The 13,741-nt window shown below is 63.2% G+C and carries 11 protein-coding genes; 9 read left to right on the top strand and 2 right to left on the bottom strand.

Going from position 1 to position 13,741, the window contains the following annotated elements; translation table 11 throughout:
* The first annotated feature begins 44 nt into the window (after positions 1–44).
* Positions 45–1,421 (top strand): helix-turn-helix transcriptional regulator, encoded by a 1,377-nt coding sequence (locus tag AB0E90_RS46955; protein ID WP_360419404.1) that lies wholly within the window; start codon positions 45–47, stop codon positions 1,419–1,421.
* On the opposite strand, the gene AB0E90_RS46950 is transcribed toward AB0E90_RS46955, so the two are convergent.
* The gene (locus AB0E90_RS46950) at positions 1,418–1,981 is read right to left on the bottom strand and encodes an NUDIX hydrolase (RefSeq protein WP_360419403.1); all 564 of its coding nucleotides are present in this window, start codon (positions 1,979–1,981) and stop codon (positions 1,418–1,420) included. The genes AB0E90_RS46955 and AB0E90_RS46950 overlap by 4 nt on opposite strands.
* Before the next feature lie 416 nt (positions 1,982–2,397).
* Between AB0E90_RS46950 and AB0E90_RS46945 the strand changes: the two genes are divergently transcribed.
* The 8 genes from AB0E90_RS46945 (at position 2,398) to AB0E90_RS46910 (ending at position 11,814) form a co-directional block, all read left to right on the top strand.
* Positions 2,398–2,637 (top strand): hypothetical protein, encoded by a 240-nt coding sequence (locus AB0E90_RS46945; RefSeq protein ID WP_360419401.1) that lies wholly within the window; start codon positions 2,398–2,400, stop codon positions 2,635–2,637.
* 453 nt (positions 2,638–3,090) lie between these two features.
* Positions 3,091–4,179 (top strand): DNA cytosine methyltransferase, encoded by a 1,089-nt coding sequence (locus AB0E90_RS46940; protein WP_360419399.1) that lies wholly within the window; start codon positions 3,091–3,093, stop codon positions 4,177–4,179.
* A gap of 41 nt (positions 4,180–4,220) precedes the next feature.
* Positions 4,221–6,797 (top strand): Z1 domain-containing protein, encoded by a 2,577-nt coding sequence (locus tag AB0E90_RS46935; protein WP_360419398.1) that lies wholly within the window; start codon positions 4,221–4,223, stop codon positions 6,795–6,797.
* Complete coding sequence (locus AB0E90_RS46930; RefSeq protein ID WP_360419396.1) at positions 6,794–7,798, top strand: PD-(D/E)XK motif protein; 1,005 nt, start codon at positions 6,794–6,796, stop codon at positions 7,796–7,798. Before AB0E90_RS46935 ends, AB0E90_RS46930 begins: the two co-directional genes overlap by 4 nt.
* Positions 7,795–9,636 carry a hypothetical protein gene (locus tag AB0E90_RS46925; protein WP_360419394.1) on the top strand — a complete coding sequence of 614 codons (1,842 nt, stop codon included), beginning with the start codon at positions 7,795–7,797 and terminating at the stop codon, positions 9,634–9,636. Before AB0E90_RS46930 ends, AB0E90_RS46925 begins: the two co-directional genes overlap by 4 nt.
* Positions 9,633–10,544: a hypothetical protein gene (locus AB0E90_RS46920; protein WP_360419392.1), complete on the top strand. Its 912-nt coding sequence runs from the start codon at positions 9,633–9,635 to the stop codon at positions 10,542–10,544. Before AB0E90_RS46925 ends, AB0E90_RS46920 begins: the two co-directional genes overlap by 4 nt.
* Positions 10,541–11,329 (top strand): DUF6339 family protein, encoded by a 789-nt coding sequence (locus AB0E90_RS46915; protein ID WP_360419390.1) that lies wholly within the window; start codon positions 10,541–10,543, stop codon positions 11,327–11,329. The genes AB0E90_RS46920 and AB0E90_RS46915 overlap by 4 nt, the downstream gene beginning before the upstream one ends.
* Positions 11,326–11,814 carry a very short patch repair endonuclease gene (locus tag AB0E90_RS46910; RefSeq protein WP_360419388.1) on the top strand — a complete coding sequence of 163 codons (489 nt, stop codon included), beginning with the start codon at positions 11,326–11,328 and terminating at the stop codon, positions 11,812–11,814. The genes AB0E90_RS46915 and AB0E90_RS46910 overlap by 4 nt, the downstream gene beginning before the upstream one ends.
* Before the next feature lie 401 nt (positions 11,815–12,215).
* On the opposite strand, the gene AB0E90_RS46905 is transcribed toward AB0E90_RS46910, so the two are convergent.
* The gene (locus AB0E90_RS46905; protein ID WP_360419386.1) at positions 12,216–13,610 is read right to left on the bottom strand and encodes a hypothetical protein; all 1,395 of its coding nucleotides are present in this window, start codon (positions 13,608–13,610) and stop codon (positions 12,216–12,218) included.
* Between the last annotated feature and the right edge of the window lie 131 nt (positions 13,611–13,741).

Here is a 13,741-nt window from a genome sequence, read left to right as displayed (position 1 = left end):
CCCGGGTATTGATTCGTCGTCTCGGCATGGGGCAGCCTTGCCGCATGCCGAGACGAACGGTCGTTGCGGATCCCGGCTTCGGACGCAAGCTCAAGGAGTTGCGCGAGCAGAGTGGCATGTCCTTACGACGCCTCGGCCAAGCGATTCACTGCTCACACGGCTATCTGTGGGACCTGGAGACAGGAACCAAACGGCCGAGCATCTCGGTCGCCGTGCTGCTCGACCACGCGCTGGCAGCCGGAGGTCAAATCTCCGCCATGGTGCACGAGTTGTCAGCCGACACCGCCCCGTTGCCGGTCGACATCGGCCCGAAGACCTCCGCAGAACGAAGCGGGCTTGAGTTCGCGTCGGGCTGGCGGCTCGGCGTAAACCTCGCCGTCGACCTCTGGCAAGGCGATATGCAGCGACGAGTCTCCCTCCGCGACATCGGCTTCAGCGCGCCAGCCTTCCTCCCGTCAGCCATGCGTTGGCTGATGTCGTCATTCGATGAGCGGCCCGTCGGCGATGGAGAACGGCTGGTCGGATTGCCCGACGTCGAAACGGTCCGTCAGATGACAGCTACATACCGGAAGCTGGACAACCAGTTCGGTGGCGGGCAGGTCCGTAGCAGCCTGGTGCGCTTTCTGAACGGAGACGTCACCGAATTGATCAACGGTCGCTATGACGCGGCAACCGGTCGCCAACTCCTGTCCGCCGTTGCTGAGATGATGCAATTGGCCGGCTGGACGTCTTACGACGCAGGGCTGCACGGGTTGGCGCAGCGCTACCTCATCCAGGCCCTGCGGTTTGCCGCCGGCGCCGGTGACCGCGCCCTAGGAGCGGAAATCATGGCCGCGATGAGCCATCAGGCAGTCCATTTGCGAGCCCCGACCGAGGCAGTCGACTTGGCGCGAGCCGCAGGTAGAGCGGCCGAGGAAGCTGGCGTTGCCGCGATTCGAGCGGAATCGGCAGTTCTCGAAGCGCAAGGTCACGCGGTCGGCGGCGACGGCGCGGCATGTGCCGACGCCCTGAGCAGGGCCGAGATCATCTTCGACAAGGCGGATCGGACCAGCGAACCGCAGTGGATCGGCTACTTCGACGAGTCGTACCTGGCTGCCAAGTTCGGCCACTGCTTCACGGCGCTCGGCCGGGGCGACATCGCTCGAAGGTTCGCCACTCGATCCCTCGAGATGGACGGTTGCGCGTACGCGCGCGGTCGGCAATTCAACCTTGTCCTGCTAGCGGTGGCTCAAGCCCAGGCAGGCGAACTTGAGGAGGCTGCGCGGGTTGGCATCGAGGCCGTCGATGCGGCCGAAGGTCTGCGATCCGCGCGCGCCCACGACTACTTGGCGGACCTGGCCGACCGCCTGTCCAAGCACGTCGGTCTTCCGGCCGTGCGTGACTTCGCCGAGCGAGCGCGTCCCGTGCTGGAGACCGCCTAGAGCTTTCCGGTCGCCTTCAGCAGGAGCACGGCCAGCAGCCCGGAGATCGATCCGGCGCCGACGATTGATCCGCTCTCCATGAGGCCTTGAACGTCGGCGAGCGGAATCCAACCGATCCGTTCCGCTTCATTGATGTCTGGGGCCGAACCCGTGTGGTCGGCTCCCCGCGCGAGGAAGACAACGTTCTCCTGGTCGACGGTGCCCACCATCGGTTGGAAGGTGACCAACTCTTCGATGTTGCGCGGACGCCAGCCTGTCTCCTCCTCGACCTCCCGGCCCGCGCATGCGGCGGGATCCTCTGCCGGATCGAGGTAGCCGCCGGGCAGCTCCCAGACCCAGCGATCCAGGATGAAGCGGTGCCGCCACATCATCAGGACCCGCTCGTCATCGTCGACAACGATGACCATCGCAGCCCCCGGCACCCGAAGGACGTACTGCTCGAACCGGACACCGTCCGGCAACTCGACGTCGGCGATGCTGAGAACCGCGCGCCGCGTGTCGTCGATGACACGCTCCCCGTGAATGGTCCATTCGCTGGCTCGTTTCGGCTGCGCGGTCATGACCGCACCCTAGCCGGATCGATCGGTCGCATGTACCTCCGAGCGCCGGCTGTCGGCTGACAGCGGCATACACCCGCCACCTTCTGCCGGAGTCACGAACCCGTCACGCTATTCCTCGACACAGGTGCAGCGACGGACTCTCCAGCCCCGAGAAAGGCGCGAGATGGCGGGAAATACGTATTATGCGATCTCAGCCGAGCAGCTATTAACCGATGCGCAATCGATCCTGGATGAGCACCTCACTTCGCGCGCAACAGGCCGCTGCTTGGCGTGCGGCTCGAACGGACCATGCTGGCGGCGTGAGAGCGCGGTAGCCATCTTCTCGCGGAGCCTCCGCCTGCCGTGCCGTTGGCCCGGCGCAAGTCGGCCAGAGCCGAAAAAACCGCGCCTTGCGATCCCAACACTTCGCTAGCGAGATGGACGGCGTACTGGCCACCCTCGACCATCTGCCGGAGCGGCCGAGCTGGGAATGCAAGTCCTGCAGCATGGATTGGCCATGTGCCCCGGCACGCAACGCGCTGGCCGACGAATATGCGGCCGACCAGCTCGCCCTCGCCATGCTGATGTGGAGCTACTTCGAAGACTTCATCACGGATGCTGGCCCAGGTCCGCAGCCAGAGGCATGGAACCGATTCCTAGGTTGGACGCGACGGTGAGGACCTTTCAAGGCGAACCACAGCCCACGTTCGGTCAGTCCATCAGGATCGAGCTGGCCATCGAGAACCGCTACGAGGATGGCCTGTCGATGGTCACCAGGTCGGGCGATTATTCCAGCACCGCCGGAGTGCGGAGACGCTCAGGCTCTGGACGAGTGGACTCCGTTTCAGACTACGGCGACTGAGTGTGACAGCCTCGGCGATGTGCAGCACTGTCCGTAGCGTCGACAAGCCGCCCTATAAGCGCCGTCTGCCAACCAGCCGCCGACGTCATGGTGGGCCCGAGCGAACGAAGAGCCCCTCACTTGATTGAGGAAGTTCGGCGAAGCTGGCTCGTCGGGATAGGTTCATGAGGATGCGATGGTGCGGCCTCGGCAGTGTCCGCAGGGTGATCCTCAGGTTGAGCCGGCGGGTCTATGTACGTGGACGCCAGCCGCCGGCTATCGTTTACCCATGCCTAGCCCGTACCGCGTTGTCGATCTTTTCGCCGGGTGCGGCGGCATCACTGAGGGTTTCCACCTCACTGGACGCTATGTGAACGTCGCCGCGGTGGAGCTCGAGGTCGATGCCGCGTCGACGTACGCCGAGAACTTCGGTGAGGACCATATCTATCAAGGCAGTATCGTGGACTGGCTCAGGGCTGGGGAGGACGTACCGGAGGCGGACGTCGTCGTCGGCGGCCCACCATGCCAGGGCTTCTCGAACCTCGGCGCCAAGCTCGAGGACGATCCGCGCAATGAGCTGTGGCGCGAATATGTGCGGGTGCTGGCTCTGATCCGCCCGAAGGCGTTTCTGATCGAAAACGTGCCTCGATTTTTGAAGAGCCGACAGTTCACCGACCTTGAGTCCGAGACCGAAGAGGGAGGATCACTAGCCGATTACGTCCTGGAGAAGGATGTTCTCGTCGCGGCCGACTTTGGGTCGGCTCAGGTCCGGCGTCGCGCAATCGTCATCGGTACACGCCGCGACCTCCTCAAGCCGATCGAAATCCCGAGCGGGTCGGTGGCCGTCGAGAACAGGAAGACCGTCCGCCAGGCCCTTCGGAACGTACGTAGACACGTGCCCGAAGACCGCTGGAATCTGCCAAAGAGGACGACCCGGCACTTCAAGACGACTCTTCCCGGCCCCTTCAACGGCCGAGAGCTGCACGTAACGCGGTTCTACGAGGGTCGTTCCCTAGAGCGCTTCGCGGAGATCCCCCCAGGCGGTAACCGCTTCGACCTGCCGGAGCGCCTGAAGGCGCCGTGCTGGATCAAACATACGTCCGGGGCCGGGGACGTCATGGGAAGGCTGTGGTGGGATAGGCCTTCGGTGACCATCCGCACCGAGTTCCACAAGCCTGAAAAGGGCCGCTACCTCCATCCCACAGAAGACCGCGCCATCACCCATCTCGAAGCAGCGCGGCTGCAGGGATTCCCGCCGGACTTCAAGTGGTGCGGCACAAAAGACCAGATTGCTCGACAGATCGGCAACGCCGTGCCCGTCGAGTTTGCCCAGGCGTTAGGTGACTACATCGCAGATGCTCTCGACGATCGCGCCTGACAGTCACCTGTTGCCGCAGGGCTCGGATAGGCTTACCGACCGTGGACGAGGCACTCTTCGAGATGTTCCTGGATGTGACGTATCGGCGCAGTCGTGACGTCGCCGTCGAAACTTTCCGCAAGCTCCATCCCGATGTGGTGGACGAGGTGATCGCGGAATTCGATCGGAGAACCGCCAAGGTCAAGAACGGGTATCCGCCGAAGATTCTCGCCGCACCGGGTAAACGCGACGGCGGTTGGTACGCGGGTCCTCAGCCGAACGACGTCTTCTGGCCGCCGTTCAAGAGATTCCTGCTCGACGAGAAGGAGTGGCCGGCGGACCGGGTCGACGTACTCGACGAGATCTCATCGAAGATTATCGGTTTCGCCGACGACCCCGCCGAATTGAAGTTCCAGACCAAAGGCCTCGTGGTCGGTCACGTACAGAGCGGGAAGACCACCAACTTCACGGCTGTGGTTGGCAAGGCTGCCGACGTCACGTACCGCGTCGTGATCATCCTATCCGGCATCCATAATGGGCTACGAATGCAGACTCAGCAGCGGCTCAAGGAGCAGCTGTTCGACCTGAACGCGGGCGGTTGGATCGAAATGACCGACGTCGAACGCGATTTTCGGCGACCTACTCAGAGCGCGGTGTCACTACTGCAACCCAACGGTCAGAAGGTGGCCGTGTTTGTGGTCAAGAAGTGGCACACCGTCCTGGCGAAACTGATCCTCTGGCTGAAGACCGCTCGTCCGACGCTGGCAAACATCCCGGCCCTGATCATCGACGACGAGGCCGACCAGGCCAGCGTCGACACGAAGCAGATCAACCCCAAGATCCGCGAACTGCTCGCGTTGTTCCCTCGCGCGACGTATCTGGGTTACACGGCGACTCCGTTCGCGAACGTGCTCATCGATCCGAACGTCGACGACCTCTACCCGGAGTCATTCATCGTCAGTCTGCCGAAGCCGGACGGTTATTTCGGAGCTGAGACGATCTTCGGGCGTGACGCCGTCGAGGGAGAGGCTCGAGGGGCGGACCTTGACGGCAATGACATGGTACGCATCATCGACGACGACGAAGTGTCGTCGTTGCGGCCGGCCAGTAGGGCCGCGACCGCGGGGTTCGCGCCTGACCTGACCGACTCGCTCCGCGAAGCCGTTCAGTACTTCTGGCTGGCCACCGCGGTTCGTCGTTCTCGTGGCGACGTAGGCCACTCCACCATGCTGGTGCACACGAGCATGACGACCGCGGTCCACGAGGCGTTCCGCCCGGTGCTCGAAACTTTCAAGAAACGTGTACTGGAGGGGCTTGCCGCACAGGATCCGACGGTGATCGAGTCCCTGCGGGCGCAGTGGCGGGACGAAGCCGACCGCGTAACGTTGGGCGGGCACCCGTCTGTCGACTTCGAGGTGCTGAATCCGCTATTGCGGCAGGTTGTGCAGGACACCACGATTGTGCTCGACAACTGCCGCAGCAAGGATCGATTGGACTACACGGGCGCTCCCGTAACAGCGATCGCGGTCGGCGGGAATACCCTGTCTCGGGGCCTGACCCTTGAGGGTCTGGTCACGAGCTTTTTCGTGCGGTCCGCGTCGACGTACGACACGCTGCTTCAGATGGGCCGTTGGTTCGGCTTCCGTCCCGGTTACGAGGACCTCCCCCGCATCTGGATGACCGAGCGGCTGCGATCGTGGTTCCGGCATCTGGCCGCTGTAGAGCACGAGATTCGCCTGGACATCGAACGCTATGAAGAGCAGGACCTCAGCCCTCGCGACGTGGGCGTGCGGATTCGCACTCACCCGGTCCTCAACGTGACAGCGAAGATGGGTGCCCATCGGATCGCCTACGCCTCCTACGGAGGGCGTCGTGTCCAAACCCGATACTTTCCTGAGGACGATGTTGCCTGGCTTGAGGAGAACCTGTTCGCAGGGCGATCCCTCGTCGAGGCGGCTGTCAGCGACGGCGTCATCGTGGAGGAAGTCGACGGCGTGCTGCTGTTGCGCGAAGTCGACGTCGCGCACATTTTTGCATTCCTTGCCGGCTATCAGGTCCATGAGGACTCAGCGGACCTCAGGACCGACTTGATCACCAAGTACATCCGTAAGGAGAACAAGCAGAGCGACTCGTCGCTGCTGACCTGGAGCGTCGCAGTGGTCGGGTCTCCGCCGGAGAAGGTAGACGAGGACCACAGGATTACCTTCACCGACGGGTTCACCGTCGGAACGGTCAACCGATCCAAGCTCAAGGAAAGCGGCGGCGCAAAAGCCGACATCAAGACGCTGATGAGCAAGGAGCATCGCGTCATCGACCTCGACATCGCACCGGCGGCCGCCCGGCGTATGCCGGAGGCCGAACTGATCGACAGCCGCGATCGGGATCCGGGCCATCGTCGCCAAGGCTTGCTGCTGCTCTACCCGATTGCCAAGGACTCCCCGCCGGATCCGGGCAACGAACTTACCCGCGCGCCTCTGCAGGCCGCTGCTCACGTGCTGGGCATGGCATTGGTCTTCCCCGGCACTGCCGACGACTGGGTGCCGAACGTCAGCTACATCCAGGTGGACCTGCGAGACCAGGCCATCGACGCCACTGACATCGAGGAGGAGCGCGCCGTACTGTCTGAGGACGACTCGTGACGGACGGTCTGTCGTCAACCGTGCGTACCGGCTGGCGTCTCGCGGCTGCGCGGCGGGCCGAGGGCGCGGTGGCAACCCTCGATCTGCCTGTGTCCACCTACGCTGGTCCAACTGCGCTTGGGCTCGACGGTCGCGGCGATCATCACCTACTGCTGCCAATCGACAAGGACCACGCCGTTGTCGAGGACGCCAGGTCGGCACACGTGCGCGTCGACACCCGTCTGCTGGTGGTCGACGGCCGCCGCCGCCGCTTCGTCGACGTCGTTTGTCACCGTCACGATCTCTTCGACGTGTTCGACGAGATGGTGGAGGCTCTCCTGCAAGGCATCAACGAGACGCCCGGAGAGGTGGGCGAGGTCGTCGAACGGATACTTCAGCAGTGGCGAGAGCTGCTGCGTCCCAGCTCCGGCATCCTCGGCGAACGTGAGCTGCGAGGGCTGATCGGGGAACTCCTCGTCCTGGAGCTACTTGCCGAAGCGGGCCTAGTGGGTGCGGTCGAGCGGATCTGGACCGGCCCGGACAGAGCAGCTCACGACTTTACCCTCGGCACGCGCAGAAGAGTCGAGGTCAAAACCGTCGGTGTACGCGGCTCCACGGTGACAATCCATGGTCTCGATCAGCTGCACCCGAGCCCCGACCGCGACCTCGTCCTCGCGCTGGTGCGCCTCGAGAAAACAGCGGACGGCCGTTCGCTGCCGGATTTGGTCGAGGCGCTGAGTACTTCGATCGGTGACAGATCGGGTTTGCGCCGTCAGCTGGCGAAGGCTGGGTACGCAGAGACGGATGCCGATCGTTATAGCGACCGCAGATACGCCCAGTCGAGCCTTTACGCCTGGAGCGTGGGTGCAGAGTTCCCTCGGCTGGACGTCGACTCGTTCAAGTCCGTCGTCCCGGACGAGGTGGTTGGCGTCGAGTACGAACTCGACCTCGTCAGTCTGACGCCTTACGCGGCCACCGACCGGTGTGCCGGGCAGTTGATCTGTACGGGATCGGTGCAGTGACGACAAGCTGGTGGTCACAGCGGTTCCCGCCGGAGGGGTCGACGGCATCTGAAGGTATCCGCAGGCAGCTCGGGACCCCGCGTCTCGATCCGCTTGCCGTCCTGGTGCGTGAGGCCGCCCAGAACAGTGCCGACGCACGTAGCGGCGAGCGGCCAGTCGACTTCAGCGTCTTCCTTGGGCGTCTCGGCCCCGACACCCGCCGGCGCTGGAGCGACGTTCTTCTGCCCGAGCCCACCGGTGGGGGCTCGCTGGGTCTGGCCGCATGCCTGGCCGACGAGTCGTCGATCATGTTGACCGTCTCTGACCGCAACACGACTGGGCTAGGTGGCCCGCTGCGTGCGGACGAGGTCGGCGACGATCCGGACTTCGTCAACCTCGTCCGGAACGTCGGAGAACCCCGCGACAAGGAGTTCGGCGGGGGAACCTACGGATTTGGCAAGGGAATTCTATTCACCACTAGTTCGGTCGGCGTCGTCATCGTTCGATCCCGCTGTATATGGCAAGGCAAGATCCAGAGTCGTCTCATCGGCGTCGCGCTGGGCCACAGCTTTCAGGCCGAGGGCGTGCCGTTCACCGGACGCCACTGGTGGGGGACCACGGGTGGCGATGGCGTCGCCGACCCCCTTCTTGACGAAGAAGCGGATCAGGCAGCCTATGACCTCGGCCTTCCATCCTTTGAAGGACCGGAAGCCCTCGGTACCGACGTGGTCATACTCGGGGCTAACCTCGGCCGACGTCTCAGCGAAGCAACCGACGAAGAACCTCGAGACATCGACGAAGCAGCCGATTACATCGCTTCGGCGATGCTGTGGAACCTATGGCCGCTGTTGTCCACCAGCGACGGCAGTCGACCAGCCATGACGTGTCGTGTCGTCACGGAGACCCGAACTGTGGAGATTCCCGACCCGGTCAAAACGCCGCGTCTGTGGCCCTTCGTCACCGCGCTGCGGGCCATCGACGTCGGCGACGCCAAGGAGATCGTGCGACGCCAGCCAACACAACTCACCACAGGTTCCTTCTTCGCCGTGACCAGTGTGTCTTCTAGTAAACGCGACTGGCGTGACCTCGCAGCGCCGTTTACCGGCCCGGCCCGGCATTGCGCGCTAATGAGACAGGCTGGCCTGGTCGTGACCTACCTTGAAGGTCCCGCATTGCCCAGCGACGACCAGCAGTACGGGGCAGTTTTCCGAAGCAGCCGCGACGCCGACGAGTCTTTTGCCGCCGCCGAACCACCCACCCATGACGCCTGGGTGACCCACGGCCTCGCCGAACTCGACCGCCGCACCGTCGAGACGGCCGTCAGGGGCATACGTACACGGCTTGCCGATATCGCCGCCGTCGCATCTGATGGAACGAACTCGGTCGCGACGCAACCCCCGCTTGGTCACCTTGCGCAGCGACTCGGCCACCTCGTAGCCCCCACAGCTGTATCTCAGCCCGACGGCGGACGGCCGGGAGTGAACACTTCCGATGGAGATGGGGCGGGGCGGCGCCGTCGATCCACGGCCTCGTTCATCCAGCCACCTCTGCTGACGATCGTCGACGGCGAACCGCTCATCGTGACCACAGTCGAGGTCGGCGACAGCGTCGAAACGCTGTGGTTGACCGCCGAGGCTGTCGTAGCCCTCGACGTCGGCAACGAAGCGGAACCGCCGACTGGTGCCGCCAGCCCTCAAGTAATCGAAATGCGATCTGCTGACGTCCATCTTCCTGGAGGCCGCGTCCGTGTCCGTCCGTCGGATCCCCGCCGGTGGACAATTCTCGTCAGGCCCGTCGCTGATGCCGCCACGCAGGTCTCGGTTCACGTCGACCGTGTCGCGGACGGAGAAAGCGCGTGACAGCATCCGTCTATCCCTACTTGCGGCCAAAGGCCGAATGCCTGACCGTGACTCCCTGGCTGTCAGCCGCTCCTGACGGCACGCCAATCGCTCTTCCTCCGACGGTCGCAGCCTGGGACTACCAGACTGACCTACAGCTGAGCAGAGAGATCAAAGTAGACATCGCCGTCCTGCGCCAGCAGGCCGATCTCCCCGCAGATGTGCCGCTGCTGTGCGTATGCGAGTGGACCGCATCCAACTCATTGCTCTCCGGCATCCTCGACCACGTCGAGATCCTCTCCCCGGCGGCCCACATTCTGAAGGGCCGCATAGCCGGAACCGACCTCGGCGGCTCGCTGACACTACGCACCGCCGTCGTCGTCGGGGCGGACACGACCGACCCGCGACCGTTCGTCGCCGCCCGTGCTGGCGAAGTACTGCTCGATGACATCGTCACGACCCGTCTCGACGGCGACGACGCGATGTTCCCCGTCAGTGTTTGCGACTTCCGCGCAGCGGGCATCGACGCGCACGCCCGCTGGTACTTGCAGACCCCAGCTGACCCGTACGCCCCCGCTATGGGCGGACTTCGGCTGTACCTCAACGTCGAGGACAGAGAACTCGTCAACGCCGCGGTCCGAGCGGCCACTCCGTCCGCGGCCCAGCAACGACTCATCGACGACATGCGTGACGATGTAACGCGACAGCTCGTTGATCTGGTCCTGCTGCGACAGGACTGGCTCGAGGCCCTCCTGTCCTGCACTGTCGACCCCGAGAGTTTTGGCGCCAGCCTCGCGACTATCCTCGACACACTATTTCCCGGCGAACCTCATCAGACACTTGCCGCGCAACGCGTGGAACGGCCCGGAGATTTTGCCGCCAGACTTCAAGGTGCAGTTCGCCGCGCCACGGCCGATGGTGCAATATGACCCTTCTGCTCTATCCCAGACTCACACCCCTGGCCGCGCGGACTGGGTTGACCGAACACGCCGGCAAGACACTCGCTGCCTTACGGCGCAGCGCTGGCCCACGGCATCCCGATATGTACTACGCGGCTACCGGCGGCGAGCCCGCCAGCGTAGAGCACCTCACTCGCCTTGCCGACAAGCTGAGGGAGTCTGTAGCAAATCAGGGCTATCCCGACGACGGGACCGATGCCGCCCACATAGCCGCGGACCGCGCGCTGGCGTCCACGATGATCGACACCATGCGCCTGCGGCCGGCAGAAGCCGCCGCCAAGGACCTTTGGACCTTCCTCGCTATCCAACTCGTTCCCGACGTTGTCGCCTGGCGGTGGCAGGGCCCCACCAGCGAGCAGAGGTGGATCTGCTCAGACATCACTCGCCACGCCCTCGGCCGGCTCTGGTGGCAGGCATACACGCTCGGCACGACAACGGCCGACGGCAGTACGGACACCGCCCTATTGCAACGGCTGAGCGAATCCGACCTCAACCAGATCTTCGAACGCCGCGCCATCGGCGGACGCCCCGCGCTCGCACGGGCCATTGCCCGTGCTGTTACAGATCCGGACCTCGCATCGCCGCACATCGCACGGCGCCGAGTCATCCGCGACGTCACCAAACGAGTTCGGCGCCTGCTGCCCTTTACTCTCTTTCTCACGCTGCACGACGAACGCCTTCAAGCCAGGGTCGACGACCTGGTGAGGCAGTCCGTCAAAGCGCTCGAACAGACGCCCAGGACCAGAGGGCAATGAAAAGCGAGTCGAGTTCCTCCTGGGCCTCCAGCCCCGGCAATCGGGCCAGCATGCGGGCCAACAAATCCCGCGACACCAAGCCGGAACTCGCCCTCCGACGCGCAGTTCACGCCCTGGGCATGCGCTACCGGGTCGGTATTCGACCTGTAGTAAACCTTCCTCGGACCGCCGATATCGTCTTCACCAAAGCGCGCGTAGCGGTGTTCCTCGACGGATGCTTCTGGCACGGCTGCCCGCAGCACCACAGCGTCGCGAAGACGAACGCGACGTTCTGGGCCGAAAAGGTCCGCCGAAACCGCGAACGTGATGCGGAAACGAATCGGCTTCTCGCCGAACATGGTTGGACAGTGGTGCGAATCTGGGAGCACGACGACTCTGGTGCAGCGGCCGTGAGGATCCAGAGCCTGCTGCCCGGGCACTCCTCACGTCCGACGACGCACAGCCGTAGCCGCTCCGATCGACAGAAAGCAGTCGATCCTGCATAGAGAACCTAGCAGGGTTCCGTAGCCTGTGCCGCAGCCGTCGTTCCGCCAAAGGGAACCGTCGCAGACGAAACAAGCGGCCGAATTGCCAACGCTGCGGTGATTGCGTCTTGTCGCCGAACTCCATAAAACGGCACTTGATGGTTTGACAGATGTGCTGAAGCCAAGCAGATCAATTGCCTCGATCTGCATCGGCCCTTGGCTAGAGCTATGCGAGCCGAGTGGGGGCATCGCCGAATCCAGGGAATATCAGAACGTGAATGGTTCCGCGCTTCCGCAGGTCAGAAGACCGTTTCCTCGTCGACCTCCTCCTTGTGCCAGAAATTTAGAGTATGGACCATTGGCGCATGCCGTGCGTCATTTAGGTGCCGCCATCCTGGAATTCCGCTCTGGTGCAGTGAGCATCACGAGTCAATACCGCTGGTCGGATAGTCTAGATCTTGGTTTCCAAGGCCTGCGCTTCTGACGTCTGATCCCCTGTAGGCGCCGCTCGCTAGCACGTTGCGAGTTCGGGCGATCTCACTTGCCTTTCTCCCGAAGCCCGAGTCGTCCACGTCGCCTTCGAGGACTGCTCGATAATGTTCGTAGAAGGACTTGGCCCGGGCATGGATTTCTGCCCAGGTGAGTAACTCGATATCATCACGTTCCTGCCAGCCCTTCCGTGCCGTGCCCGACAGCGTGTATCCGCTCCCGGTGATGACGGCCATCGAGACCTCGCCCTTCTCGGCCTGACGCAGTTTCTCTGCGTATCGATCTATCTGGTGGAGATCGTCGATAGATACCGGATGTCCGGAGCGCTTAATCTCTATGACAACCAACCTGCCTTCGCCTCGCAAGGCGAGGAAGTCATATCGTGTGCGATCGTCCGGGTTAATGTCTGTGAAGCCCCATTCGCGCAGTTGGCTAGTGATGCGTCTTTCTTCGGCCAGGACCTGCCATTCCGGGTTAATCAACCAGGGGAAGTCGGCGATGAGGTCGTGCATATTGTCGCGCCCCACGCGTGGTGCAGTTTCCGGTGCATCGTCGACGATCATCGAATAAAACTTGTCGACGATGTCGAGTCGTCCCTTGACCACCTCCAGCACGGCGCGGCTCTCGAGCACCCGCCAGCCGCGCAACAGATCCACTGTCTGCTCGAACTTCTCGGGATCCTCTATCACCTCGTCCAACTGCTCGATGTAGTCGTGGAATTGTCGATATTCATATGCTCGAAGGATCGTGTCCGCAAGTGCTTCGAGTCGTTCCGGGTCAGTGTTCGAGGCACCGAGCGCACCTATGAACTTCTTGGCCTGCTCTTGGGATTTTTTATCGAGTTTGTCGAGTCTTTTGGCCAGAGTGGGGTTGTCCTGGACCCGCCTCTTGGCCTGATCACCTTTGCGCGTGCTGTGCTCGCGCAGCAGCCTTCTGACAATTGTTTCTCCCCACTGCCGAAGCGCTGAAACCGACTCGTCAGACCAATCAACCTCCTGCCGGTCAGTTGAAATGTGGTCGCTGTCGTCGTCGGAGCCGTCGTCAAGGAAGTCGGCTTCAATGACGCCGGTCAGATACTTGGTGCCGTGCTGGCCCGAGGCCCTACTTTCTACTCCGAAGAAGAATGGGGGTGCCTGAGCCGTCTTGCCGCGGACGATGACGACGAAACCCTGCATCTCGGTGGAGAGAGTCTTCTCGCTGAAACCGGCCCACCACGTGATGCGATTGCCGTCCGTCAGTTCTTCCTCTATTTCGCCCTGTTCGGGTTCCCGGTGCGTCAATATCATCGGTGCGTCATCGATTGCCGTACCGTTGACCCGGACAGACATTCGGCCGCGAACGGATCGGCTGAAGCGGCGCGCCAGGGTAACTAATCAGGTCGGCTGTTTCGGGCCGGTTTGATCTTGCCGGGGTTGTTCGGCAGGATGTCCGGGTGCCTGAGATGCCGTCCATCGTGGAG

Source organism: Actinoplanes sp. NPDC026619 (assembly GCF_040638295.1).
Taxonomy (GTDB): domain Bacteria; phylum Actinomycetota; class Actinomycetes; order Mycobacteriales; family Micromonosporaceae; genus Actinoplanes.
The sequence above is the reverse complement of the archived record's forward strand: the minus strand, read 5'-3'. Positions and strand labels throughout refer to the sequence as shown.

Coding starts and splice junctions, on each gene's coding strand:
- AB0E90_RS46915 (WP_360419390.1), top strand. CDS start 10,541: ATGACCCTTCTGCTCTATCCCAGACTCACACCCCTGGCCGCGCGGACT.
- AB0E90_RS46910 (WP_360419388.1), top strand. CDS start 11,326: ATGAAAAGCGAGTCGAGTTCCTCCTGGGCCTCCAGCCCCGGCAATCGG.
- AB0E90_RS46940 (WP_360419399.1), top strand. CDS start 3,091: ATGCCTAGCCCGTACCGCGTTGTCGATCTTTTCGCCGGGTGCGGCGGC.
- AB0E90_RS46905 (WP_360419386.1), bottom strand. CDS start 13,610: ATGTCTGTCCGGGTCAACGGTACGGCAATCGATGACGCACCGATGATA.
- AB0E90_RS46950 (WP_360419403.1), bottom strand. CDS start 1,981: ATGACCGCGCAGCCGAAACGAGCCAGCGAATGGACCATTCACGGGGAG.
- AB0E90_RS46955 (WP_360419404.1), top strand. CDS start 45: ATGCCGAGACGAACGGTCGTTGCGGATCCCGGCTTCGGACGCAAGCTC.
- AB0E90_RS46945 (WP_360419401.1), top strand. CDS start 2,398: ATGGACGGCGTACTGGCCACCCTCGACCATCTGCCGGAGCGGCCGAGC.